19 protein-coding genes and 3 pseudogenes are annotated in these 24,354 nt (G+C 61.4%); 15 read left to right on the top strand and 7 right to left on the bottom strand.

Annotated elements, in window-relative coordinates:
- Window positions 1-2: 2 nt before the first annotated feature.
- From RQH14_RS05550 to RQH14_RS05540, 3 genes are all read right to left on the bottom strand, one after another.
- Window positions 3-644 carry a GntR family transcriptional regulator gene (locus tag RQH14_RS05550; RefSeq protein ID WP_311212334.1) on the bottom strand — a complete coding sequence of 214 codons (642 nt, stop codon included), beginning with the start codon at window positions 642-644 and terminating at the stop codon, window positions 3-5.
- Between the two features lie 16 nt (window positions 645-660).
- Window positions 661-1,302 carry a GntR family transcriptional regulator gene (locus RQH14_RS05545; protein WP_311212333.1) on the bottom strand — a complete coding sequence of 214 codons (642 nt, stop codon included), beginning with the start codon at window positions 1,300-1,302 and terminating at the stop codon, window positions 661-663.
- A gap of 92 nt (window positions 1,303-1,394) precedes the next feature.
- On the bottom strand, window positions 1,395-2,078 hold the full coding sequence (locus RQH14_RS05540) for a DUF2848 domain-containing protein (protein WP_311212332.1): 684 nt from the start codon (window positions 2,076-2,078) through the stop codon (window positions 1,395-1,397).
- A gap of 223 nt (window positions 2,079-2,301) precedes the next feature.
- Here RQH14_RS05540 and RQH14_RS05535 point away from each other — a divergent pair, with 223 nt between their 5' ends.
- Complete coding sequence (locus RQH14_RS05535) at window positions 2,302-3,621, top strand: MFS transporter (protein ID WP_311212331.1); 1,320 nt, start codon at window positions 2,302-2,304, stop codon at window positions 3,619-3,621.
- A gap of 52 nt (window positions 3,622-3,673) precedes the next feature.
- Window positions 3,674-4,492, top strand: coding sequence for a carbon-nitrogen hydrolase family protein (locus tag RQH14_RS05530; protein ID WP_311212330.1), 819 nt, complete (start codon window positions 3,674-3,676; stop codon window positions 4,490-4,492).
- Window positions 4,493-4,698: 206 nt separating this feature from the next.
- Here RQH14_RS05530 and RQH14_RS05525 read toward each other — a convergent pair.
- Window positions 4,699-4,987 (bottom strand): annotated as a pseudogene (locus RQH14_RS05525) (IS3 family transposase); the annotation flags it as partial.
- Between the two features lie 43 nt (window positions 4,988-5,030).
- Between RQH14_RS05525 and RQH14_RS05520 the strand changes: the two are divergent.
- Window positions 5,031-6,427, top strand: a pseudogene (locus tag RQH14_RS05520) (IS30 family transposase).
- Between the two features lie 7 nt (window positions 6,428-6,434).
- Here the strand turns inward: RQH14_RS05520 and RQH14_RS05515 are convergent.
- Window positions 6,435-6,743 (bottom strand): annotated as a pseudogene (locus RQH14_RS05515) (DDE-type integrase/transposase/recombinase); the annotation flags it as partial.
- Window positions 6,744-6,846: 103 nt separating this feature from the next.
- Here RQH14_RS05515 and RQH14_RS05510 point away from each other — a divergent pair.
- Window positions 6,847-6,984 (top strand): hypothetical protein, encoded by a 138-nt coding sequence (locus RQH14_RS05510; RefSeq protein WP_311212329.1) that lies wholly within the window; start codon window positions 6,847-6,849, stop codon window positions 6,982-6,984.
- A gap of 155 nt (window positions 6,985-7,139) precedes the next feature.
- On the opposite strand, the gene RQH14_RS05505 is transcribed toward RQH14_RS05510, so the two are convergent.
- Window positions 7,140-7,799: a TetR/AcrR family transcriptional regulator gene (locus RQH14_RS05505; protein ID WP_311212328.1), complete on the bottom strand. Its 660-nt coding sequence runs from the start codon at window positions 7,797-7,799 to the stop codon at window positions 7,140-7,142.
- 225 nt (window positions 7,800-8,024) lie between these two features.
- On the opposite strand from RQH14_RS05505, the gene RQH14_RS05500 reads away from it, so the two are divergent.
- The 10 genes from RQH14_RS05500 (at window position 8,025) to RQH14_RS05455 (ending at window position 22,125) form a co-directional block, all read left to right on the top strand.
- Window positions 8,025-8,207, top strand: coding sequence for a hypothetical protein (locus RQH14_RS05500; protein ID WP_231342412.1), 183 nt, complete (start codon window positions 8,025-8,027; stop codon window positions 8,205-8,207).
- A 32-nt stretch (window positions 8,208-8,239) separates the two neighbouring features.
- Complete coding sequence (locus RQH14_RS05495; RefSeq protein ID WP_311212327.1) at window positions 8,240-10,042, top strand: helix-turn-helix domain-containing protein; 1,803 nt, start codon at window positions 8,240-8,242, stop codon at window positions 10,040-10,042.
- A 226-nt stretch (window positions 10,043-10,268) separates the two neighbouring features.
- Window positions 10,269-11,216: a C-terminal binding protein gene (locus RQH14_RS05490; protein ID WP_311212326.1), complete on the top strand. Its 948-nt coding sequence runs from the start codon at window positions 10,269-10,271 to the stop codon at window positions 11,214-11,216.
- Window positions 11,217-11,235: 19 nt separating this feature from the next.
- Window positions 11,236-12,525 (top strand): aminotransferase class III-fold pyridoxal phosphate-dependent enzyme, encoded by a 1,290-nt coding sequence (locus tag RQH14_RS05485; protein ID WP_311212325.1) that lies wholly within the window; start codon window positions 11,236-11,238, stop codon window positions 12,523-12,525.
- A 2-nt stretch (window positions 12,526-12,527) separates the two neighbouring features.
- Window positions 12,528-13,427, top strand: a complete 900-nt coding sequence (locus RQH14_RS05480; RefSeq protein ID WP_311212324.1) for a fumarylacetoacetate hydrolase family protein — start codon at window positions 12,528-12,530, stop codon at window positions 13,425-13,427.
- A 30-nt stretch (window positions 13,428-13,457) separates the two neighbouring features.
- Complete coding sequence (locus tag RQH14_RS05475) at window positions 13,458-15,548, top strand: hydantoinase/oxoprolinase family protein (protein WP_311212323.1); 2,091 nt, start codon at window positions 13,458-13,460, stop codon at window positions 15,546-15,548.
- A 2-nt stretch (window positions 15,549-15,550) separates the two neighbouring features.
- A complete protein-coding gene (locus RQH14_RS05470; protein ID WP_311212322.1) occupies window positions 15,551-17,311 on the top strand; it encodes a hydantoinase B/oxoprolinase family protein in 1,761 nt (586 codons plus the stop codon).
- Window positions 17,312-17,394: 83 nt separating this feature from the next.
- Window positions 17,395-18,528 (top strand): Gfo/Idh/MocA family protein, encoded by a 1,134-nt coding sequence (locus tag RQH14_RS05465; protein WP_231342402.1) that lies wholly within the window; start codon window positions 17,395-17,397, stop codon window positions 18,526-18,528.
- 202 nt (window positions 18,529-18,730) lie between these two features.
- Window positions 18,731-20,680 carry a 3D-(3,5/4)-trihydroxycyclohexane-1,2-dione acylhydrolase (decyclizing) gene (gene iolD, locus RQH14_RS05460; RefSeq protein WP_024820600.1) on the top strand — a complete coding sequence of 650 codons (1,950 nt, stop codon included), beginning with the start codon at window positions 18,731-18,733 and terminating at the stop codon, window positions 20,678-20,680.
- An 89-nt stretch (window positions 20,681-20,769) separates the two neighbouring features.
- Window positions 20,770-22,125 carry an aldehyde dehydrogenase family protein gene (locus RQH14_RS05455; RefSeq protein ID WP_311212321.1) on the top strand — a complete coding sequence of 452 codons (1,356 nt, stop codon included), beginning with the start codon at window positions 20,770-20,772 and terminating at the stop codon, window positions 22,123-22,125.
- Window positions 22,126-22,200: 75 nt separating this feature from the next.
- On the opposite strand, the gene RQH14_RS05450 is transcribed toward RQH14_RS05455, so the two are convergent.
- A complete protein-coding gene (locus RQH14_RS05450; protein ID WP_311212320.1) occupies window positions 22,201-23,385 on the bottom strand; it encodes a Gfo/Idh/MocA family oxidoreductase in 1,185 nt (394 codons plus the stop codon).
- A 188-nt stretch (window positions 23,386-23,573) separates the two neighbouring features.
- Between RQH14_RS05450 and RQH14_RS05445 the strand changes: the two genes are divergently transcribed.
- Entirely contained in the window at window positions 23,574-24,341 is a 768-nt protein-coding gene (locus RQH14_RS05445; RefSeq protein WP_091466942.1) for an SDR family NAD(P)-dependent oxidoreductase, read from the top strand.
- The last annotated feature ends 13 nt before the right edge of the window (window positions 24,342-24,354 follow it).

Genomic DNA, 24,354 nt, shown 5'->3' with positions numbered 1-24,354 from the left:
TGTCAGTACCCGATAGTCGCTCTTCGGGTAGATCCCAAGTGGGCGTCAATGGCGGTGCAGGTGAGGGCGAGATCCTCCCCGTTGAGCCCATCCACGATGGCCTGGTGTTCGTTCAGAACCTCAGCCGTCCGGGAATTTCCTGTGCTGATGGCTTGGATGCCGATCCTGAGCTGTCGTTGCCGCAAGGAAGCGTAGAAGTCCGCCAGGACAGGATTACCGGCAGCTTTGACGATGAGGTTGTGAAACTCGGTGTCCAGTTCAATGAAACGGACGGGATCGGAGGCGGCCAGTCGCTGTTGGTCGATGAGCCCTTGAAGAGCGACGAGATTCGCGTGGTCGTAGTGGCCATGGCTTGTCACTGCCCATTTCTCCACAACCGACCGTGCCTGCAGGTTGGCCCGCACTTCCTGATCTGTGATGGGAGGAACGTATGCACCCTTATGCGGGACGCGTTTGATGTAGCCCTCGGCCTCGAGTCGGAGCAAAGCCTCACGGACCGGGGTCCTGGAGGTGCCGGTGGCTTTCGCCAGGGTCGCTTCGTTCAGGAATGTTTCATCCTCCCTGGGCAACCCGGCGATGAAGGAGATGATCCACTGATAGGCGACCTCAGGAGCTGTCGCCCCGGGCGAGGGAACCGGGTCCATGGGAACCTTTCGTGGGTCAGATTTCCGAGAGCCCCGAGGCGGTGGTCCGGATATGGCTGCGGATGGCCGTCTTGGCCAGCTCGGGGTCTCCGGATTCCAGGCCATCAACAATGGCTTGGTGCTCGGCGATGACGGCGGCCTGCCGTTCGGGGGTGTTCATGAGTGCGCGGACGCCGATGCGGATGTGCCGTGCGCGGAGGTCGGTGTACGACTTGGTCATGAGGGAGTTCCCGACAGCCCGGACCAGTGCAATGTGGAACTCGCTGTCCCAGTCGACGAATTCGCGTTCGTGGCCGGCGTCGGAGCTTTCAAGCTGGTGCTTGAGCGCGAGCTTCATCGCGTCCAGTGGGGCGGTGCCTCGTTCCATGACGACTTCGGCGGCGTTGGTTTCGAGCACCGTGCGGTATTCGAGGGCTTCACTGATTTCCTGTCGGGTGACCGGAGGGATGAATGCACCGTGCCGGGGCACCAGCTGCAACAGTCCTTCGGATGCCAGGAGGAGGAAGGCCTCCCTGACCGGCGTCCGCGAGGTTCCGCCGACCTGTTCTGCGACTTGCTCCTCGGTGAGGAAGCTGCCGTGGAAGGCGGAGTCCGGGAGGATGGTGTCGCGGATGTAGTCGTACACTCTGTCGCGGTTGGACTGGCTGGGGGTCTGCATAGTTTAAGTATACTCTCCGCATACGCTGATCTTTTGGAGGCTGTCCCCCGCGGTGGGGCGCAGGAATCTCCCACGCCCCACCATGATGAGGACTAGCCGATGGGCGTGGCCATGGGTACCACGTCGTAGGCGAGGCTGATGGACCTCCCCAGTACGGGGTCGGTCAGCTCCGCCCGCCAGCCGTCAGCAAACTGGTTGACACCTTCGGCCATGTTCACGGTGCCCGATATGAGCACCGTTCCAGGGTTGAGCAAGTCGCGGTCCTTGAGGACGCCGACCCAGTGCGACGGCGGGAGCAGGTCCCCGAGAGTCGCCTTCTGGATCTGCTCTTCAACGCCGTTGTTGGTGACCCATGCCGTGAGCGTCAGGTCATCTACATGGTCCTCGACCTCGCTCAGCAGCCAGGCATCGGTGGCCAGAACGTCAGGAGAGGCGTTCTTTGACCAGGCAATGCCGTGAACCTCAAGCTCACGGTCGGTGTGGTCGCAGGCCAGGGTAAGAAGGACGCGTCCGTCGGCTGCGACAACGATGGCCCACTCCACTTCACCTGAGGTCTTGCCGTGTTGGACCGGCACAACGGTGGTCTGCTGGGCCAGGTACGGCGAAACCGGATACATGGTCGGCGTGACGGTCGGGGCGGGAACGCCCAGCAGTGCCAACTCCTCTACGTGGGCCCTGACGTGTTCCTGGTGACGGCCGGCGTATCCGCCGTTGAGGAGGTGGGTGACACTGACGTCAAGGGTTTCACCGCTGGGGAGAGTGAACTTCAAGGACATGATGGCTCCTTCAAAAACATTTGATTTGCAGGGTATTGCTGCGATCTGCATCACAGTATAGTGTGAGTATACACAGTCCATACGCTTCTGTATACAAAGCCCATACGCTTCTGTATACAAAGCCCATACGCTTTGGATGACAGCTACAAAAGCAGCTTGTGTCAGGACCACCGCCCCCATCGGGGCTATGTCTTTCAAGGCACTCTTAATCAGGAGGCATCTCGTGACTGAACAAATATCCCCATCGCAACAAACAACCCCGGCACGGCCGGGCCAAGGCAAAAGAGGCTTCATCGTCGCCCTGACCGGGACGAGCCTGGAGTGGTATGACTTTGCGATCTACTCGGCAGCCTCCGCGCTGGTCTTCGGCCAGGTGTTCTTCCACTCTGACGATCCTCTGGCTGGCACCTTGGCAGCTTTTGCCACCTACGCCGTCGGCTACGTCGCCCGACCCCTCGGCGGTATCCTCTTCGGCCGTCTCGGTGACCGAATCGGCCGCAAGAAGGTCCTGGTATGGACTCTTCTTCTCATCGGCATCGCCACTTTCGCGGTAGGGCTGCTGCCGGGATATGACACCATCGGCGTTGCCGCCCCCATAGCTCTTGTCTTCCTACGGCTCTGTCAGGGCGTGGGCGTCGGCGGCGAATGGGCCGGAGCCGTACTTATCTCAAGTGAACATGGCGACCCGGGCAAGAGGGGCCTCTTTGGCTCCGCGGCCCAGATCGGCCCGCCGCTGGGCAACCTTCTCGCCAATGGCGCCCTGGCTCTCCTGGCGCTGCTCCCCAAAGAGGACTTTCTGTCCTGGGGCTGGCGTGTAGCGTTCCTGTTCTCCGCCGTCTTGGTCGTCGTTGGACTGATGATCCGGTTCAAGATCGAAGAGACACCGGTCTTCGAGGCCATCAAGGAACAAGGGCTGACCCCGAAGTCACCGTTGGCTGAGGTCTTCCGGACTGAACGCAAGGCACTGCTCGCCGCCACCTTGTCCAGGATCGCCCCGGATGTCATGTACGCCCTCTCGACGGTCTTCATCCTTACGTACGCCACCCGTCAGTTCGGACTCCAGCCCGGGCAGGCACTGCTGGCAGTGGTCATCGGCTCAGCCTTCCAGGTCTTCATGGTGCCGGCAGCGGGGCATCTCTCCGACCGGATGAACCGCCGACTTGTCACCGCCATCGGCGCGGCATGCTCCATTGTGTTCCCGTTCATCTTCTTCCCGCTGATGAGTATCGGATTCATCGGAGTTGTACTGGCCGTCATCTTCGGCTTGCTCTGCAACTCACTCATGTACGGACCCCAGGCCGCACTCGTCTCCGAACAGTTCAGCCCGCGGCTCCGGTACGCAGGCAGCTCCCTCGCATACACCATCGGAGGTGTCTTCGGCGGCGCCATCGCACCCCTGCTGTTCACCTGGCTGCTCGGGACGTACGGAACGTGGTTGCCCCTGGCCATCTACATCGTCGTAGTCTCCGTCATCACACTCGTGGGCGTAAGCCTCGCCAAGAACCCGGACGCCCGTGAAGTCGCTGGCCACTCCATCTACTGACCGGCGCAGTACGTACCTCCAAAACGCACCATCAACCACTAAAGGAACATCAATGTCTTCTGAAAGCCTGTCCATCTCTGTCCAGCAGTTCGCCACTACGGTCAATCCGGCACAAAACCTGGAGCTTGTCCTCGACGCCGTTCGACGCGGCGCAGCGGCCGGGGCCCGCATCGTCGTCCTGCCCGAAGCCTCACTAGTAAGGTTCGGGGCCGCGCCTGCGGCCCACGCCGAACCCATCGACGGGCCATGGGCCTCCGCTGTCCAGCAACTTGCCAAAGACCTCGGCGTCATTGTCCTGGTCGGAACTTTCCAGCCCGCAGCTGACGGGCGGGTCCGTAACACCATTCTCGTTACAGGCGAAAACATTCACGCCGGATACGACAAGATTCACCTTTACGACGCCTACGGGTTCTCTGAATCAGCAGACGTGGAGCCGGGAAACGAACCCTTCACCTTTGAAGTGGACGGCGTCACCGTAGGCGTGGCAACCTGCTACGACGTCAGGTTCCCCGAACTCTTCCGCGAACTCGCCGATCGCGGCGCCCAAGTCATCATCGTGACAGCACACTGGGGAGCCGGCGAGGGCAAGGTCGAAGCCTGGCGTCTGCTCAACCAAGCCCGCGCCATCGACTCCACCACCTGGATCGTCGCCTGCGACCAGGCAGACGCTTCCACGGCAGGCATTGAGGAGCCGACAGGACCCCGCTTCGGCGTCGGCCACAGCCTCGTCGTCTCACCCATGGGTGTCGTCCAACAGGAACTGGACGAAAAGGTCGGACAGCTGGACGTCACCGTCGACGTAGCGGCCGTGGAGAAAGCCCGCCAGGTCATCCCGGTCCTTGCCAACCGTCGCCTGGGAGTGGCGGTGTAGTTACGACACCGAAAAGGGTCCCGACGCCCCACGCCGCCACAATGACTAACGCGGTTGGAGGACGTTGGGGCCCTTTTCATTTTCAGATTTTGGTTTATAGGAACCGACCCTCAGTTATGAGCCACTTCAGCTGACGATCCTAGCCATAAAGCTTGCGTCTAGGGCATGTCGAGGGGGACTGCCCCGGCTTTTGTTGACTCGGGGTCTTAGGCCGCTGTGAGTGCGGTCCGGTTGATTGTTCCATATTCGATCGGCAGGGCTTCCCAGCCGTCTTTGCCGGCGCCGGCGGTGGTAGGTTCTCTCGATCCAGGTTGTGATGGCCAGCCGGAAGTCTTGCTTGGTGAGCCACCGGTGACGGTCCAGGACGTTCTTCTGCGGCAGCGAAAAGAATGACTCCATCGCGGCGTTGTCCGCGCAGGCCCCGACCCGGCCCATCGACCCTGTCAGGCCGTGGTGCCGGAGCGATTCGACGAAGTGACGAGACCGTAACTGGGCGTATTCAACCGGTCGAAGCAACACCTGATCATGGAGGTGTTGGATGTCGGTTCGAAATCGTCAGAAGCAGGTACGGGCGTATCGAGGGCAGATCCCTTCGCCGGGTCGTCCGTCAGTGGCCTGCCGCGAGTGCCGGGTACGGTTCTGGGTCGCGATCGCGAGTGGTGCGAAGACCCGGGACGCCGGCGTCGCGGCGGGCGTGTCAGAACCGGTGGCGCATCGCTGGTTCCTGCACGGTGGCGGTGTGAATCCTCAGCTGACCCCGAAACTGTCCGGGCGGTACCTGTCCTCGAGCGACCGTGAGGACATCGCATTGTGGCGTGCGCAAGACTGTGGGGTGCGAGAGATTGCTCGCCGACTGGGCCGAAGCCCATCTACGATCTCGCGGGAGCTGCGTCGGAACGCTTCGACGAGAACGTATCGGTTGGACTACAAGGCGTCTACAGCGCAGTGGCATGCCGAACGACGAGCCCGCCGTCCCGAGACCGCGAAGCTGATCACGAACGATGACCTCCGCGCTGACGTCAATGACAAGCTCAGCGGACACGTCAGATCGGGCGGAGGAGGCCGCTTGGGCCCGGTCGGCCCGGTCTGGGACGGGAAGAACAAGCCGCATCGGGAGGACCGCGAATGGGTGTGGGGTTGGAGCCCTCAGCAGATCGCGGAACGCCTGCCGGTTGAGTTCCCTGATGATCCAACGATGCGGATCTCGCATGAAGCGATCTATCAAGCTCTTTATGTTCCGGGCCGGGGCGGGCTTACCGGGCAGCAGGCGTGGCACCTGCGCCGGGGCGCACGAAACGCACGCCACGAGTGCGAACACGTCAGCAGGCCTGGGCGCATGTCACCGACGCCACAACCTTGAAGAAGAGACCTTCCTAAGCCGACGAGCGGAAAGTCGCAGGCCATTGGGAGGGGGATCTCATCATTGGTCTCAACCGGTCAGCGATCGCGACTCTGATCGACCGCACGACGCGTTTCGCCATTCTCGTTCATCTGCCTCGGCAGAAGGGGTACGGGCTGGTCAAGCCGGCAAAGAATGGGCCTGCATTGGCTGGCTACGGGGCGGTCACGATGAAGAACGCCCTCGTCCGAACTTTCGAGCCGCTCCCGGCGGATCTGCGGTGCTCCCTGACCTGGGACCGTGGGAAGGAGATGTCCGCGCACGCCCTTCTGACGCAGGAGATCGGGTTGCCGGTTTATTTTGCCGATGCGAAGAGCCCGTGGCAGCGCGGGAGCAACGAACATCTCAATGGGCTACTTCGGCAGTACTTCCCGAAAGGCACCGACATCTCTCGCTGGAGCACCCCGGAGATCCAAGCTGTCGCTGGCATCATCAACAACCGGCCGCGCGGCGTCCTGGGATGGTGCACTCCAGCGGAAGCCTTCGCGGACCAGCTAAGCTCAGTCCCAATAGCAACTGTTGCTTCGACCGGTTGAATACGCCCTGGTACCCGCGATCCGAGTGCACCACGGTCCCTGCCGGGCGGCGCGCCCGCACCGCGTTCTCCAGTGCGGCCACGGCAAGCGGGGACTTCATCCGCGAATCCATCGAATACCCGACGATCCTGCCGGAATAGACGTCCTTCACCGCGCAGAGGTAGAGCTTGCCCTCGGCCGTGGGATGTTCGGTGATGTCTGTCAGCCACAGCTCGTTCGGTGCGGCGGCGGTGAAGTCCCGCTCGACCAGGTCGTCGTGGACCGGCGGCCCGGGTCTGCGGTTCAGGCCGCGTTTCTTCGAGAACACCGACCAGATTACCAAGCTCAACGCGAAAGGCGACGCGCTCCGCGAGGCATTCCTGCAGGCGGGGATTCAATGCAACGGATTCGGATCGCTGATAAGGATCTTTCCAGCCGACATGACTACTACGTGGTGGAAGGCTTACCGGGAAGGGGTGCTTCTGGGTACGTCTGGACTGATTGCGCTGTCGACAGCTATGGATGAGGGCGTCATTGAAGAGATCCTTCAGTGCGTCATCAGAATCAGCCAGCAGTAGTCGAACCTGGGAGACCCGGGTGTCGGAGACGGGTTGTAGGCACCAGACAGCCGCCGTAGCGACGAGGTGAAGCTAAATCTGAAAGGCGCGGAACCTGCGTTCCGCGCCTTTCAGATCAAGGGAATCCATACTCCTGCCCAGGGGGGAAGAGGACGCTACGGTTCGCCGGGCAGTTCGGCCCCAAGAATGATGCGGGACACTTGCACGGCTTTGTCGGCCATTGAATCGAGTTCCTCGTCGTCATACTCGTCCGGCGCCCAGCGTGTGGCTCCTTCCAGGAGGGTCACCACAATCCGGACCTTTTCTTCGGGATGTGGGTGGCCCATGTCCCGGGCGGCGGCGGCGTACATGTTTTCGTGGAGTGCAACCCAGTCATCCACTTGGGTCCGCAGGTCTGCGGGAAGGATCGAGGCCATCCTGTCGGTTGCCACGAGCAGGTCCCACAGATTGCTTTCGGGAAGCCTGACCTGTCTGGTGAAATGCAGCCTCACCATGGCGTCCCAGAAGTCATCTGCTGATTCAGCGTGATCAACGGCCTCGAGAAGAGCCGTGCCGAAGCGGTGAAAGTGCCAGCGCAGTGATTCCGCGACGATTTCGTCCCTACCGTTGGGGAAATGCGAGTAGAGGCTCGGCGGTTTGATGTTGACGGCGTTGGCGATGGTCCGCATGGAGACTGAACTGAACCCGTTGGCGATGGCCAGTTCCAGAAATGCCTCGAGTATGTGGCGTCTTGAAGCCCCTTGGCCGGCCCAATCCCATTCTTCCAAGCGGTGGGCGAAGGTGTCGCGGGCGGCCTTGTAGGAGGAACTGCTCATGCTTTGACCCTAACAGTCGTGGGGGATGACCCTTCGGAAGCGGTCCACCGCCGTGGCACATTAAACATGGTCCAACTTTACGCAAACTCTTGGCTAACGACCATTAGTTAGCTACCCTGAAAGAGGCAAGACCAGCACGGCTGGTTTCGCCGCTATCAGCGCCTTAACAGAGAGGAACGGATCATGTTGGTCGAAGATTCGAACCGGGGGGCCAAAGGAAGCAACATGACCTTTGGCAGTGGGCTTTCTGGCATGGTCGCCGCCTACATCAGCGCCCGCGCGCTGGAAGACGATGCGGCTCACAACGACAACTGGCAAGCGCAGCAAGCCTTCCACCCCAAGGGTCAAGGCCGGGGACGGACGTGGCTTGGCTCCCGCCGCCGCGGTGGTACCGCCGTCGTTTCTTAAATACCTGGCTCCAGCAGAAAGAACCAACTGACATGTCCTCTGCCGAAGTACTTTCCCCTTGGGTGCCGCGCGAGCCGCTGCTGCAAATCAACCGGCTACGCGAACTCTTCCTCATGCAGCCCCATGCCGACCTCAGCGGAATCCGACCCATCGTGGCACGCTCCTGGTACAGGAGCAGGGCTGCCGGCGTTGATGCTGTGGCAGACCGAGGATTCTTTGACGAGGGTCGCGTGGACGAACACACCATCCAGGCGGCAGGGCCACACCTGCAGAAACTGGACGAGGTTGCCGCGGACCTTGGCGGTTACGTCAACCTGACAGCGCCCAATGGCGTACTGGTAAAAGCGGACTACCTGCGGGATGACGGCTTCCCCGCCGGATATTCGCTCCTTGAGGAGAGCTGCGGAAGCAACGGGGAGGGCCTGGCCCTTGAGGAAGGGCGGGGGGTGTGGCTCGCACCGGAGGAGCACTTCCGTGAGGACATGCGCGGAAACTGGTGTTTCGCTTCCCTCGTCCGCGACCCTTTCCACAACAGGGTTCGGGCCGTCATCGGACTGACTCTACCCGGTAACCGGGTCACTTCCTTGGAGCCATCGTCCACTTTGCTGATGCTTGAAGGGGTAGCCTCCCGGATCGAGCGTGACATTGAGGTGCGGACCTCATCCAGGGAACGCGCTCTGCTCAGCGAATACCTGAGGATCTCCCGACGCCGCGGCAACCGGGCAGTGATTGCCCTGGACGGCAAGAACTCCCTCCTCAACGCAACAGCAACGGCGACCTTGGAGGACGGCGACGTCTCCGTCATCTCCGGGTATGCGAAAGCGGTCATGTCCTCCGGCCGCGAACTCAACTGTGAGGTCTCGCTCCAGGGGCCTGGGATCTCCACCCTGGAAGTTTCGCCCGTGACCTTATCTGCAGCCAACGTAGGGGCAATCGTGGTGGTCCGCCCACACTCACCTACCAAGGAGCGTCCAACGCCAACCAATACCAACGAGGTAAAGCCGCAGGCTGCCTTGCCGGATGCAGCGGACAGAATCGTGAAGCATCTTGACGGGACGAGCATGGGCTTCAAACGGACATTGAGCCTTGCCCGGAAGGCTGTGGAGCAGGAGCGTTCTGTTGTCATCATTGGTGAGTTGGGTAGCGGTAAACGCCGGCTTGCCGGCGCAATTGCCGACACTCGTGGGCAGCATGTAGTGGTCGATGCCAGGGGTGGCTCGCTACGGAATAACCAACTCCGGGATGTGATCCATCGAGTATCCACCGAACTGCCATCAACATTGATCGTCGAACATGCCGACGAACTTTCACAGAACGAGGCAGCAGAGCTCGCCCGGAACCTTAGGGGCAATGCCACCACCAAGCTTGCTTTCACCATCACACATCCAACCGATGCCACCTTGATACTCTCGGAGGCGTTCAACGTCTTGGAGATTTCGGTTGAGCCGCTACGCAACAGGCGTGAGGACATTCCGCAGCTTGCGGTAGCTATTGCTGAAGAGATGGGAGACCGGAGGTTATCCCGACGGCTTCTTACAACGCTGACGCATGCTGACTGGCCGCGAAACATCGACCAGCTCCGAGCCGTAGTGTCCAACGCCGTTGAACGCGCCAGTGGAGCAGAAGTAACCGTAGACGACCTCCCGCAGGGGTTTCATCGGGTTCTGACCAAGGGGCGGCTGTCCCGTCTGGAGGACGCCGAACTCAGCGAGCTGCGAACTGCACTGCAGGAGGCATCGGGTAACAGGAGCCTCGCGGCAGAGACCTTGCAGATTGGCCGCTCCACCCTCTACCGCCGCATGGACTACTTCCGCAGTAGAGGCTTCGACCTCTAACCCCGAAACCGTGTAGTGAAGCAGCCGGCCGCCGCTAGTGGCCGGCTGCTTTTGGGCTGTGCCCACCCTGACGGCAACCGGTGGGACACTGTCCCACCTCAGTGTCTCGAATTGGCACGGATGAACCTGCACATATCGCGTTGTACTTGAAATCACCCGGACACCGGCACCCTTCCAACGGGTGCTCGGCAGATGAAAAGGGTACTCAACGAACAGGACGACGACTATGACCCGCGATGCCCAGGGAACCATTCTTGTGGCCCCCCATCACTTTCCGAACCTTGACCGCGAGCACGCACTCGCAAAGGAGTTCGGTTACACACTCAACCCGGCGGCCGACGTCGAAGCCTTCCGTCAAGGCCTTCCCGAAGCCGACATCGTCATGATCACCCCCTACGCGAAACTCACAGCCGCGGACTTCCCGGTGATGTCGAAATGCAAGGCTGTCATCAGGTACGGCATTGGCTACGACAACATCGATGTTGACGCAGCCACTGCAGCGGACATTCCCGTGTCCATTGTCCCGGGCACCGCTTCGGAGGAAGTGGCCTCGCACGCGTTCGCGATGGGGTTGGCGTTGGCCCGCCGTCTGCCGGCAGGTGACGCATCGATCCAGAACCTCGGTTGGGCCGGGACCATCGGCTACGACACCCCGGTTCTGTCCGAACTCGAGGTCGGGGTCCTGGGGATGGGCCGCATTGGTCAACATGTTGCCCGCATGTATCAAGCCGTCGGGGCACGGGTCCGGGCCTACGACCCGTTCGTGACTGAGAGCTTTGTGGAGCTGACCTCCCTGGACGACATCCTGGAAAACTCCGACGTCGTCTCGCTCCACCTGCCGCTGTCCGCGGATACCGCAAACCTGATCTCCAAGGACGTTCTGGCGCGCATGCGTAGGGGCGCAGTAGTGGTCAACGTATCCCGCGGCGGTCTCATTGAGGAATCAGCCCTTGCCGAGGCACTCACCTCGGGCCACATTGCAGGTGCTGGCATCGACACCTTTGCCGAAGAGCCGCTTGGGGCTGAGCACCCGCTCCGCACAGCACCCAACACCATCCTGACGCCCCATATTGCCTGGCGTTCCAACCGCTCCACAGGTGCACTTCAGGAGGGCGCCGTTGAACGTGTCCGCTTGGCCCTGACCGGGCAGCCGCTCATCGACCTCGTGAACTGAAAAGACTGGAGAGAACCAAGTGGGAACAGAACACCAGAAAACCATCACACAAAGCCACCCTTTGGAGGATCCACATCTGCGCAGGGGGCCTCGCGGATTCCCCCTGTTGCCTGGCGGTTACGGCCGCTCGACCTACTACACGGGAGCTCCGAGCCCGTACGCCATCCGGGGCGAGGGCTACCGGGTCTGGGATGACCGTGGTCATGAACTGATCGACGCGAACAACAACTTCACGTCCTTGATTCACGGGAACGCGCACCCCGAAATCACGGAGGCAGCGACCAAAGCGCTCACCGCCGGCGCCAGCTGGGGAATCCCCAACCTCTACGAGTGGGAACTGGCAGACCTCCTGCTTTCCCGCTTGCCTGAGCTCGACCAGGTGCGGTTCGCCAACTCCGGCACCGAGGCCGTGATGTCCGCAATCCGCATCGCCCGGGCGAGCACCGGACGCGAACGAGTCATCGTCACCAAGGGCGGCTACCACGGAACATCCGACGTGGCATTGGTCCCGGGTGGCCCTGCCTACCAGCGTGGAGTAACCCGTGGCGTGATCAACGATGTCACCGCGGTTCCCCTCAACGACGTCGATGTCCTGCGCCAGGAAGTTGAAGCAGCACCGGACTCCTACGCAGCCATCATTCTGGACCTGCTGCCCAACAGAGCCGGCCTCCTCCGGATCTCCGAGGAGTTCGTGCACACCGCCAGGGACCTCGCGACCCGGTACGGGATCGTCCTGATCATCGACGAGGTCATCAGCCTGCGCCTGGGATTCAACGGCTTCAGCGGTGAATATGGTGTTTCCCCTGACTTGCTCACCACGGGCAAATTGATCGGTGGCGGCTTCCCTGTTGGCGCTGTTGCCGGCAAGGCTGAGCTGATGGCCGAGGTGGATCCGACCCGTCCCGGTAGCTTGCCCCATGGTGGAACTTTCTCCGGCAACCCGGTCAGTATGGCCGCGGGGTCGGTCGCCTTGCGCCTCTTCACTCAAGAGGAAGTAAAAAGGCTGAATCACCTGGGCGACACGACCCGGGACACAGTGAACGCGAAGATCGCCGACGCCGGCTGGGAAGTGCGCGGCCGCGGCTCTCTGCTGCGCGCGGTTCCGGCGGGTGCGGAAAAAGTTGACGAGCAGACTCAGCACGAGCTGTGGTGGGCATCTTACGAGCGCGGCTTGCTCGGTTCACCAGCAAACCTGCTGTCCTTGTCCACCCCTATGGACGAAAAGGTTGCGGGAGACATCGCTGACCGCCTGGCCGACGCCGTGCTGGCCGTGGCAAACCAGAACCCGGCAACGGGAGGCGCGAAGTAACCATGAAGATCGTTTCCTACCACCACGAATCGGGCGTCCGCGGGGGAGTCCTCATCGACGATGCCGTCTATGACCTGGAGCTGCTCCTTCAAGGCTCCACAGAAGCCATCCACGGAGCCACGACTTCCGTCCGTGAGTTCCTGTCACTCTACGGTGACCGGATCCCTGCCATTTCCTCCGGCATTACAGCACTTGCCTCCGAGGACCCCGTGGCCCGCGTCGGCGCATTGAACGAGGTCCGGTTGACCACACCCATCACCGATCCGGCCAAGGTTCTGTGCATTGGACTCAATTACAAAGACCACGTTGCCGAAACCGGGCGTGCTTTCCCCGAGTATCCGGACGTCTTCGCCAAATTCGCCTCCACCATGATTGGCCCCGAGGACGAAATCGGCGGCGCCCAGATCAGCAATAACCTCGATTTCGAAGGAGAAGTCGCCGTCATCATAGGACGGCGGGCGGCTGAGGTCTCCGAGGACGAAGCCTTGGATTATGTCGCAGCCCTTGCGCCTCTCAACGATGTCACGGCACGCGATCTCCAGTACCGCGGGACCCAGTGGCTGGCTGGTAAAGCCGTGGACGGTTCAACCCCGTGGGGTCCCGCCATTGTCACGCTGGATGAAGTGGGAGACCCGCAAAAGCTGGACATCGCGACACGGGTCAACGGCATCGAAGTGCAGCGTTCCAACACGCAGCATCAGATCTTTTCCATAGCCCGCATCGTCTCCTACCTTTCGAGTTTCCTCACTCTCGAACCAGGAGACGTGATCGCCACAGGCACACCCCAAGGCATTGGTGCCAAGCGGAATCCTCCTGTCTGGCTTGAACCGGGCGACACGGTGGAAATCGAGATCGACAAGGTGGGCGTGCTGCGTAACTGCGTCGGCAAGCCCCAACTTTAACCCCTCCAACTCTAAGAAAGTTAGATGACCATGAGTGAAGTACAGACACAACCTGGTGAAGCGAGGTACCGCATCGCCGTCGATACCGGTGGCACGTTTACGGACGTGGTGGTCGGCTCGAACACAGGCGACATGGCGGTCGGCAAGGCCCTAACCACCTATGACCGCGTTTTCACTGGCTTTGAAGCCTCAGTCCGCAGGGCTGCCGAGTCGGTTGGCTGGAGCGGTGATGACGTCCTGCGCAATGCAGACGTGATTGTTTACGGCACAACGCACGCTACCAACGCAGTTCTCACCGGCAAGGTGGCCAAGACTGCTCTCTTGACCACTGGCGGATTCGCCGACACCCTCCTGCTTCGCGAAGGCGGACGCCGGGATGCCTTTGACTCCAAAGCTGCCTACCCTCCGCCGTACATCCCGCGTCACTTGACCTTCGAAATCACGGAGCGGATTTCCGCCGAGGGTGATGTCCTGGTGCCGCTGGATGAAGCGAAGGTGCGCGAAGTGCTCGGCTCCTTCAAAGAACAGGGAATCGAGGCAGTGGCCGTTTCTTTCCTGTGGTCGATCATCAACGACGCCCACGAGAAGCGCGTGGCGGAACTCATCCAAGAGATCCTTCCCGATGTGCCGTACACGTTGTCCAACGAGGCCAACCCAACAATTCGCGAATACCGCCGTTCCTCGGCAGCGTCGATTGATGCCTCCCTGAAACCGCTGATGGCGGACCACCTTGGAAAATTGCGTTCCGACCTCCAGGAGTATGGGTTTGGCGGTGACCTCTTGGTAGTGACCTCCGAAGGCGCCGTGCTCGACGTCGCTGATGTCCTGGACCGCCCGGTACTGCTGCTGAACTCCGGCCCTTCCATGGCACCCCTGGTTGGTGCGGCCGCCGCTCCCGATCGCGACACTGTGGTGGTCTGCGATATGGGTGGCACCACGTTCGACGTGTCCTTGGTTGAACAGGGCGTCGTTCGCCACACGAGGGAAGCCTGGCTGGGAGAGCCCTTTGTAGGCCACCTGACCGGTCTGTCTTCGGTGGCTGTTTCCAGCATTGGCGCCGGCGGCGGCAGCATCGCCTGGATCGACGGCGGCGGTCTGCTTCGGGTGGGTCCGCAAAGTGCCCGGAGTACTCCCGGACCGGCCGCGTATGGTCGCGGTGGCGAGGAACCCACCGTCACGGACGCTTGCGTAGCTTTGGGTTACCTCGACGCTGACGGATTTGAAGGCGGATTCACGCTGAACCGTGAGGCTGCCATCCGCGCCATCGATACCCGCATCGCTGGCCCCTTGAACATGGATACTTTGCAGGCTGCACAGGCCATTTTGGATGTATCCGCCAACCACATGGCAACAGCAATCCGCCAAGCTTCCTTGGAACAGGGTGTTGACCCTCGAGGTGCCCTGATTGTGGCGGGCGGCGGTGCAGGTGCCATGGTGGCGGCCGCCATCGGCGTGCTCCTGGAAGCTGATACGGTCCTGATTCCCGCGACCGCGGGTGTGCTCGCGGCCTACGGCGCGCATCGCGCTCCGATTGCTACGGAATTCCTCTCGCCCTTGCACAACGACACCCGTAGCTTCGACGCTGGCTCCGCTTCGCGGGCCGTTGAGGAGCTAACGGGCAAGGCAGAGGTATTCGCCAAAAGGTTCGATGGTGTGGGTGCTGCTCCCAGAGTCACCTATTTTGTTGACGCCCGCTACCCGGGCCAGGCCTGGGACTTGCGTGTGTACTTGGACGCTGCGCCCGATACCGCCAGTGATGCAGCGGGCATCGTTGAGCGTGCCTTCCACGAAGAGCACGATCGCCGCAACGGCACGCACGATCCGGACAGCCGCGTGGAGATCATCACGTGGGGTGTCAGGGTCGAAATCCCGCGGCCTGAGCTGACAAAAGATCAAGCCGAAGTGGGCCGTGGGACTGAAGTCCACCGCACGGACTCCATTGTGTTCGGGGGCGAAAGTTTCAGCACCCAGCGATACCGCGGAGTCACCCTTGCTCCCCGGGACAAGATCGTTGGCCCTGCTGTCATCGACCAGCCCACAACCACCATCGTGGTGCCACCGGAGTGGAACGCCACGCTCGACGAACGATCCAATATCTACCTCACCCGTAAGGAGGCGTAACCATGACGCGCGAATTCGATCCCGTAAAGCTCTCGGTCCTCGCTAATGCATTCGACGGCATTGTCCGCGAGATGACCAACGGCCTGCTGCGTTCCGCCCGTTCCTCTGTCATCAACACTGCCCGCGACTTTTCGTGTGCTGTTCTGACCGCTGATAACCAGCTGCTGGCAGCAGCAGAGGGCGTACCGGTGCACGTCTTCGGTGCCGGACCGCTCGGCGAGGACATGGTGCAGCTGCACGACGACATCCGTGAAGGTGACGCATTCCTGCACAACGATCCCTACATGGGCAACTCGCATGCTGCCGACCATGTGATCCTCGTTCCGATCTTCGTCCATGGACGTCACCTCTTCACGGCAGTCACCAAGGCCCACCAGGCCGACTGCGGCAACTCGCTGCCTACCACCTTCTTCGCCACAGCACGGGATGTGTATGAAGAAGGTGCACTGATCTTCCCGTGTGTCCGTGTTCAGCGTGACCATAAGGACATCGACGACATCATCCGTATGTGCCGGTCCCGCATCCGTGTACCTGACCAGTGGTACGGGGACTACCTGGCCTCGGTCGGTGCGTCGCGCATCGCCGAACGCCGCATTCACGAACTCGCCGAAAAATTTGGTGTAGATGACCTGGTGGACTTCGTGGATGCCTGGTTCGACTACTCGGAACGCCTCACCGCGACTGCGATCGAAACGCTGCCCGAGTACGTCCTCCATGGCTCCTCGGTCCACGATCCCTTCCCCGGAACCAGCGCGGACGGCGTGCACCTGCAGGCAACCGTTGAAGTGAAGCCCAAACAGGGCAAGATCGTCATTGACCTGCGTGACAACCCGGACAATCTCCCCAATGGCCTGAACCTCACAAAGGCCACGGCTACGGGTGCTGCCTTGGCCGGCATCCTCTCCGGCATCCCGGAGAACCTTCCGAGCAACGCGGGCACCTTCCGTCGAGTGGAAGTTCTGCTCCGGGACGGCTGCGCCGTCGGAGTTCCCAAACACCCGTACTCCTGCTCATCGGGCACCACCAACCTCGCCGACCGGGTTGTCAACATCGTTCAAGCCGCGTTCTCCCAAATAGAGGACGGCTACGGCACGGCCGAGGGAGCGGCGGGACAGGCACCGGCAAAATCTGTCATCTCAGGTATTGACGAACGTAACGGCAACGCCTATGTCAACCAGATCCTTGTTGGCGGCGTCGGTGGACCAGCTACACCCTACGTTGACGGCTGGCCTACGTATCAGCGACCCGTCTGCGGCGCACTGCTTTACCACGACAGCGTCGAGGTAGATGAGCAGCGCTACCCCATCTTGGTTCACGAGCGCACCCTGGTTGCTGATACCGGGGGAGCAGGAAGGCAACGAGGTGGCCTCGCGACCCGCGTGACCATGGAACCTCGTGGTGAAAGCGTCACGCTCACCTACGGAATCGAGGGCAAAATCAACCCGCCGAAGGGGGTGCGCGGCGGCCACGATGGTACCAAGCCGTCAACCTGGGTTGAGGATCTCACTACTGGTGAACGTCGCGAGATCCCCGTGGTGGGTCGCTACGATCTCCAGTCCGGCGAAAAGGTCGTATCCATCACCCCGGGAGGCGGTGGATACGGTGACCCGCTGGAACGCGACGTCCTCGCAGTCCTGGACGACTACCGCGAATCACGGATTTCCCTGGAAGCGGCCGCTGCACAATACGGAGTCGTTATTACCGACGGCGGCATTGACGAAGCAGCAACGGCCAAGACGCGCGAATCGCGCCTGGCCAGCTAGAAGTACCAGCCATAGCAACTGATTCCGGGGCGGGGTATAGTCCTCGCCCCGGAAGGTTTCACCAACTACTGACGGAGAATCACATGGAACCCATTCGAGTCGGCATTATCGGCGTCGGAAACGTTCTCAACCAATACCTGGACAAGATCGGTGTTCACCCGGACGTGAACGTCGTGGCACTCGCCGACGTGAACCCGGACGCTGTGAAAGCCCGGGCAGCGGAGTATTCGGTTGCCAAGGCGCTCTCACCGGATGAGCTTCTGGCCGATGACGAGGTTGAGCTGGTCCTGAACCTCACTCCACCCAAGCTCCACGCACCTGTGACACTCCAAGCGATCGCTGCCGGCAAGCACGTCCTCTCGGAAAAGCCGTTCGCTACTTCCCTCGAGGAAGCACAGCAGATTCTGGATGCCGCCCGGGAGGCAGGCGTCAAAGTGGGATCCGCCCCCACCACCTTCCTTGGCTCCGGCATGCAGACGAGCCGCAAGCTCATCGATGACGGTTGGATCGGAGAGCCTGTAGCCGCTTTCGCATCCTTCGCATGCCGCGGCTACGAGCACTGGCACCCCAACGTTGACCCCTTCTACAGCCCCGGGGCCGGCCCCATGCTGGACATTGGGCCGTACTTGATCACCAACCTGGTGAACTTCTTCGGTCCCGTGAAACGCGTTTCTGCCACAACACCGCGTTCATCTGAGACCCGGCCGCGTCCGGGCAAAGACGGCGAAGTCATCCACATCAAGACTCCGACACACGTCACCGGCACTCTCGACTTCGAGTCCGGTGCGACCGCCACCGTCATGGTGAGTTGGGACATTTGGAATCACAATCTGCCGCATTTGGAGGTCTACGGAACAGGGGGCTCCTTGGCTGCACCGAACCCGGACCACTTTTCCGGCGCCCCCGTGCTGCGACGCGGTGAACCCGGTGACCTGGCCCTGGACATGACTCCTCCGGGTGGAGGCGACTGGCGCGAAACGCCCATCACACATCGGGACGACGCCTACCGGGGCATCGGTTTGGCTGAATTCGGCTATGCCATCCGCAAGGGCTTGGAACCTCGCACAGGAGGGGACTTCGCTTACCACGTACTCGAAGTCCTGCTCGCCTTCGAGGCCTCCTCGGAGCAGGGCCGCCACATCGAGATCGAAAGCACCTGCCAGCGGCCACGTCCACTGCCTTCTGTGGGGCCGCAGGAGCCTTACCGCTTCGACTAAAAAGTCACCAAGAAAACAGCAGCCGACGGCGGTACACGCGTACCGCCGTCGGCTGCTGTTTCCTGCTTTCTACTGATTTACCGCGGAGGGAACCCCGCCGCGTATCAAAGTGGGACACACCACGGCCCCCCGACGGTGAAAACCTGAAGTTCGGGCGAATCGGTTTGCAAATGCCGACGCACCTTCGAATTTAGGAGATCGCATGACTAGCACAGCCGCTGCTGACATCGGCACCGTGGTCGACAACAAGGCCGTCCGCCGCCGCACTGTCGCACAAGCAATCGTTGAATACCTTCAGGTCCAATACAGCGAATTGGACGGTGAGCGTCGTCGCCTCGTTCCCGGCATGTACGGCATTTTTGGCCACGGAAATTCCGTTGGATTGGCGCAGGGAATCGACGAGTATGGCGTAGATTTCCCCCATTACCAGGGCAAGAATGAGCAGTCCATGGTCCATGCAGCCATTGGCTTCGCAAAGGCTTCCAACCGCGCAGCCACCCTTGCGTGCACGGCGTCCGCAGGGCCGGGGTCTACCAACATGGTTTCCGGGGCCGCGACGGCAACCACCAACCGCCTCCCCGTGCTTCTGTTCCCTGCCGACATCATCAACAACCGTTTTGGTGATCCGGTGCTGCAGCAGATTGAGCATCCGGTAGAGAGGGACGTCTCCGCCAACGACTGCTTCCGTCCGGTCAGCCGCTATTTCGACCGCATCACTCATCCGGCCCAACTGCTGTCCACCCTTCCTGAGGCCATGCGTGTCCTTACCGATCCCGTGGAAACCGGCGCCGTCGTGGTCTGTCTGCCGCAAGATATTCAGGGCGCGGAGTTCGACTTCCCGGAGTCCTTCTTCACACCGCGGGTGTGGCACATTCGTCGTCGTCCGGCTGTGGAGGACGAATACCGCGATGCTGCCGACATCATCGCGAACGCCGAGCGTCCCCTGCTGATTTCAGGAGGTGGTGTCCGATACTCGAAGGCCCAGGACGAACTGGCACGCTTCAGCGCCGACTTCGGAATCCCGGTCACGGAAACCTATTCAGGCAAGGGCAGCGGCCCCATCAGTGAGCTCAATCTGGGTGCGCTGGGTGTGACCGGAACGGTGGGAGCCAACGAAATCGCCGATGGCGCTGATGTTGTCATTACTGTTGGTTCACGCCTCCAGGACTTCATCACCGCTTCACACTCGTTGTTCCAGAACCCCAACGTGAAGTTCGTCAACCTCAACGTTGGCTCGTTCGACGCGCACAAGATGGGTTCATTCCCGGTCATCGGCGATGCGAAACTTTCGCTTGCGGCGCTGCGGGAACGACTGGCAGCCATTGCCTTCGGTACCTCCGCTGATTACCGCAGCGAGATCGCGGACGCTCGGAAGGCCACCCTTGAGGTGCGCAAGCACGATCTTCAGGCATTCCCCGGTGAAAACATGAGCCAAGCCCAGGTCATCGACGTTCTGAACCGCACCGCAACCAACCAGGACGCACTGATCCTGGGCTCCGGTGGTGTGGTTGAGGGCATCCACAAGGCCTGGGATACGTCCAACGGCGCCGAAATCCACTTCGAGTACGCCAACTCGTGCATGGGCCATGAGATTCCGGCCGGCCTCGGCTACCGGATCGCACGTGGGGACGCGCCGGGAGAGGTCTACGTCTTGATCGGTGACGGCACCTACTTCATGCAGCCAACGGAGCTGGTCACAGCCGTACAGGAACGCAAAAAGATCATCACCATTGTGATCGACAACCGCGGACACCAGTGCATCTGGCCGCTACAGGTCTCCAAGGGTGGCCCCGGGCGCGAGTTCGGGACACAGTATCGGGAACGCAGCACTGAGTCCGGTCGCCTTGACGGGGCAGTTCTGGACTTCGACATTGCCGCCAATGCCGCCAGCATGGGATGTGCAGCTTGGTCCACCTCCACCGTTGAGGAGTTCCAGAATGCGCTCAAGGAGGCCAAGGAAGGGGACGGCCCCGCAGTGATCGTCGCTCGGGTGGAGCCTTGGCGCTACCTGTCCGGCAGCGGAGCCTTCTGGGACGTGGGAGTGCCTATGACCTCGCAGCGTCCGGGCAGCCAGGAGGGTACTGCAAAGCACTTGGAGGGCCGCGCCCGCCAGCGCTTCTACGCAGCCACCACTGCACCTGACCAGCGCTAAGCGCAACAGGCGGGGCCGTCATGCGACGGTCCCGCCTGACCCATTTACCGGACCAAACTCAGCCTAAATACTGATAAAGGAGTACCAACATGAGCGCATTTACCGTTATTGATCCAGCCACGGGAACCAAGCACGCACAATACCCAGCGGCCACAGATGCAGAGGTAGAAGCCGGTCTGACCGCAGCCCAGGCTACCTACCAGGACTGGTCACGCACCACCACAGTGGCTGAGCGGGCTGCTTTGGCCAAGCGCCTGGCCGAACTCTTCGTGGAACGCAAGGACAAGCTGGCAGCCATCATCAACCGGGAGATGGGCAAGCCCCTCGCGCAGGCGGCCGGAGAAGCAGAGTTCTCCGGTTCCATCGCCGCAGCCTTCGCCGAGCACGCAGAGGAATGGCTGGCCGACGAGGACCTTGAGGTAGCCGATGGTCTGCGGACGTTCTTCCGGTACCAAGGCCTGGGCGTAGTTCTGGGCATCATGCCGTGGAACTACCCGTACTATCAGGTGGCACGCTTCGCGATTCCCAACATCATCCTGGGCAACACCGTGATAGTCCGCCACGCGAGCCAATGCCCGGAATCTGCTCTGGCACTTGAAGAGCTGTTCCGCGACGCCGGCTTCCCGGACGGCGCCTACGTCAACCTCTTCGCCACACATCAGCAGATCTCAGACATCATCGCGGACGACCGCATCCAAGGCGTTTCTCTCACTGGCTCCGAGCAGGTGGGCGCAATCGTGGCTGAGCAGGCAGGCCGTGCCTTGAAAAAGTGCGTGCTGGAGCTCGGCGGTGCCGACGTATTCATTGTTCTCGACACGCACGACCTGGATCAAGCAGTGCGAAAAGCTGTCATGGGACGGATGGGCAACACCGGTCAGTCGTGCAACGGCTCGAAGCGAATCGTCGTGCTGGATAAGCACTTCGATGAGTTCTCCGAAAAGTTCAAGGCAGCCATTGCCGGCCAATCGTACGATAACGGCGACTTTGGCCCGATGTCTTCAGATTCAGCCACTAAGTTCCTGAAGGGGCAGGTACAGGGAGCCATCGATCAAGGTGCCGAAATCCTGGTGGGCAATAACGAACCGCAGGGCAACGTCTTCACCCCGACAGTCATTACCAACATCACTCCTGCCATGGACGTCTACAGTGAAGAGCTCTTCGGACCGGTTGCCCAGCTTTACAAGGTCAGCAGCGATGAGGAAGCCATCAAACTCGCGAATTCGTCGCCGTATGGCCTCGGTTCCGTGGTCATTTGTGATGACCACGAGCGTGCCGAGCGGGTAGGGAACCAGCTCGACGTCGGAATGGTGTTCATTGGCGCCTACGACCTCAGCGGAGCCGATGTACCGTTCGGTGGTGTCAAGAAGTCCGGTTATGGACGGGAACTGGGCAAGGTGGGCATGCTCGAGTTCGCCAACAAGAAGTTGTTCCGCTTCGCCAAGTAATTAACAACGCAACAAGAGGAGGCCGGATCATTGACGATCCGGCCTCCTTTTATTGCGGGTGGAGTGAGGTTGTGCCTAGGCCTGGTAGGTGGTTTTCCCGGAAACCTCCGGAATCTGGACCCAGTCGCCGGAGCCGGCGCTACGCAGCGAGGCATCAACGAGTTCGGAGGCTGACCAGCCATCCGCGGCGGACGGACCCAGTTGTTTCCCTTCGGCCACCGAACGCAAGAACAGTGCCGCCTCAATGGTCTTGAGGTCATTGAAGCCGATGCCGGGGCCGGGTCCGGGCTGGAAGCGGCCGAACTCGCCGAAGGACGGGGGAGTCATGATGGTGCGATAGCCAGTGCGGTCGGTGGCGAGTTCCAATTGGTTCATTCGTTCGAAATTCCAGCGCAATGATCCCTCGGTGCCGTAGACCTCGATGATGTACTCGGCGTGTGGGCCGATGGCGACACGGGTGGATTCGAACATGCCGATTGCTCCACCCTCAAAACGGGCAAGCATGGCAGTGTAATCCTCGTTCTCCACCTCTCGGGTGACGTCGGAAGCCTGACCCATGTCGAAGGAATTCGAGGAGTTGCCAGCTGGGAGCGGCCGGTCCTTGATGAATGTCTCGGTGACGGCGTTCAGCGACGTGATGCGACCCACCAGGAACTGGGCGAGGTCGAAACCGTGGCTCAGTACGTCGCCCAGGACGCCGGATCCTGCACGTGCCTGCTCATAGCGCCAGGTGAAGACTTGGTTTGGATCAGAGGCGTATCCGGTGAGGAGACGGATCTGCACATTGGTGATCTTGCCCAGAGTTCCGGACCTGATCAGCCTGCGCGCTTCTGCCACTGCCGGGGCGTGCCGGTAGTTGAACCCAACGGAGGTGATGAGGCCAGCGGCCTCGGCCCCTTGGGCGACCTCACGGGACTCTTGGGCGCTGCGGCCCATGGGCTTCTCAATCCAGAAGTGTTTACCTGCCTCGATGGTGGCAAGCGCTATTTCATGGTGAAGGAAGTTGGGTGAGCAGATAGATACGACATCCACGTCCGGGTTTTCCAGCACTTTGCGGTAATCCGTGGCCGTTTGCTTGTAGCCGAGCGCGTCTTCGGCGTGATGGCGGCCGGCATCGTCCGGGTCGGCAGCGATCACCAGCTCTGGATGGCGGGGCAGTTCAGGAAAGAACTGCTTGGTCGCCAGATACGCGCGAGAATGCAGCCTCCCCATCCATCCGACCGAAATCAGGCCAACCCCAAGGCGGTTTTGCTGTTCCAAGAGCGCTCCTTAGTCTCTACCGCTGTCCCGCGGTGCTGTGCCGCAGACTGACGGCGGCATCTGTTGATCAGCCTAGGAACGTTGTCAGTGTGCTCTGTGTCTCAATGTGAGACAGCTGGGGGTAGCTGCGCGCTGTTTTAGTGGGACGTACTAGTCCGCCACTGCCAAGCAAGAGGAGCCCGTCGCCGATGATGGACCGCGAGCAACAACTTCGAACGGAACCCCTTCGGGTTCTCATCACTGGTGCAACCTCAGGCGTTGGGGAAGCGACCGCAAGACTCTTCGCCAAGCGGGGTCACCGGCTCGCGTTACTGGCCCGGCGTTCTGAAGAATTGCAGCGTGTGGCAGACGATATCGACGCCGGCGCCCACACGGTGGTTGCCGACGTCGCCGCTGCCAGCGAGGTCAAGAACGCCGTGCGGGGCGCGATCCACACACTAGGTGGCTTGGACGTAGTGGTCAACGCTGCGGGTGTAGCCGGACATGTTGCGTTGGAAGACCTTACCGAAGACCGCTGGCACGAAGTGCTGGAGACAAACTTGTCCGGCACCTTCTACGTGGCGCGGGAGGCTGCACTCCATATGAGACGGTCCGGTGGCGGCTCGATCGTCAACGTCGCATCCGATCTCGCCGCCATGGGCGTGCCAGGCCTTGTTCACTACTGCGCGGCGAAAGCAGGCGTTGTGGGACTCACCCGCGCCATGGCACTGGAACTGGCGCCACTGGTCCGAGTCAACGCCGTTTGCCCGGGACCGATTGACACGCCCATGGTGCGTGAAGGGCTGGCCGCGGCGCCGGACCCAACAGAGGCCCGGAGATTGAAAGAGAGCACTGTGCCGCTGAACCGTCTCGCGGATCCCGACGAAGTGGCAGCAGCCATCTATTTCCTGGCGGTCGACGGAACCTTTGCGACCGGAACCAGCATGGCGTTCGACGGCGGCACCTCGGCCGCGTAGGCATCGTCACCAA

Source organism: Arthrobacter sp. WCS2018Hpa-7 (genome assembly GCF_031843805.1).
In the GTDB taxonomy this organism is placed as follows: domain Bacteria; phylum Actinomycetota; class Actinomycetes; order Actinomycetales; family Micrococcaceae; genus Arthrobacter.
The sequence above is the reverse complement of the archived record's forward strand: the minus strand, read 5'-3'. Positions and strand labels throughout refer to the sequence as shown.

Bases quoted from the DNA above. Each gene is read 5' to 3' on its own strand.
- RQH14_RS05455 (WP_311212321.1), top strand. From the start codon at position 20,770: ATGAGCGCATTTACCGTTATTGATCCAGCCACGGGAACCAAGCACGCA.
- RQH14_RS05475 (WP_311212323.1), top strand. From the start codon at position 13,458: ATGAGTGAAGTACAGACACAACCTGGTGAAGCGAGGTACCGCATCGCC.
- RQH14_RS05510 (WP_311212329.1), top strand. From the start codon at position 6,847: ATGACTACTACGTGGTGGAAGGCTTACCGGGAAGGGGTGCTTCTGGGT.
- RQH14_RS05505 (WP_311212328.1), bottom strand. From the start codon at position 7,799: ATGAGCAGTTCCTCCTACAAGGCCGCCCGCGACACCTTCGCCCACCGC.
- RQH14_RS05480 (WP_311212324.1), top strand. From the start codon at position 12,528: ATGAAGATCGTTTCCTACCACCACGAATCGGGCGTCCGCGGGGGAGTC.
- RQH14_RS05445 (WP_091466942.1), top strand. From the start codon at position 23,574: ATGATGGACCGCGAGCAACAACTTCGAACGGAACCCCTTCGGGTTCTC.
- iolD (WP_024820600.1), top strand. From the start codon at position 18,731: ATGACTAGCACAGCCGCTGCTGACATCGGCACCGTGGTCGACAACAAG.
- RQH14_RS05495 (WP_311212327.1), top strand. From the start codon at position 8,240: ATGTCCTCTGCCGAAGTACTTTCCCCTTGGGTGCCGCGCGAGCCGCTG.
- RQH14_RS05545 (WP_311212333.1), bottom strand. From the start codon at position 1,302: ATGCAGACCCCCAGCCAGTCCAACCGCGACAGAGTGTACGACTACATC.
- RQH14_RS05530 (WP_311212330.1), top strand. From the start codon at position 3,674: ATGTCTTCTGAAAGCCTGTCCATCTCTGTCCAGCAGTTCGCCACTACG.
- RQH14_RS05490 (WP_311212326.1), top strand. From the start codon at position 10,269: ATGACCCGCGATGCCCAGGGAACCATTCTTGTGGCCCCCCATCACTTT.
- RQH14_RS05470 (WP_311212322.1), top strand. From the start codon at position 15,551: ATGACGCGCGAATTCGATCCCGTAAAGCTCTCGGTCCTCGCTAATGCA.
- RQH14_RS05500 (WP_231342412.1), top strand. From the start codon at position 8,025: ATGACCTTTGGCAGTGGGCTTTCTGGCATGGTCGCCGCCTACATCAGC.
- RQH14_RS05550 (WP_311212334.1), bottom strand. From the start codon at position 644: ATGGACCCGGTTCCCTCGCCCGGGGCGACAGCTCCTGAGGTCGCCTAT.
- RQH14_RS05465 (WP_231342402.1), top strand. From the start codon at position 17,395: ATGGAACCCATTCGAGTCGGCATTATCGGCGTCGGAAACGTTCTCAAC.
- RQH14_RS05540 (WP_311212332.1), bottom strand. From the start codon at position 2,078: ATGTCCTTGAAGTTCACTCTCCCCAGCGGTGAAACCCTTGACGTCAGT.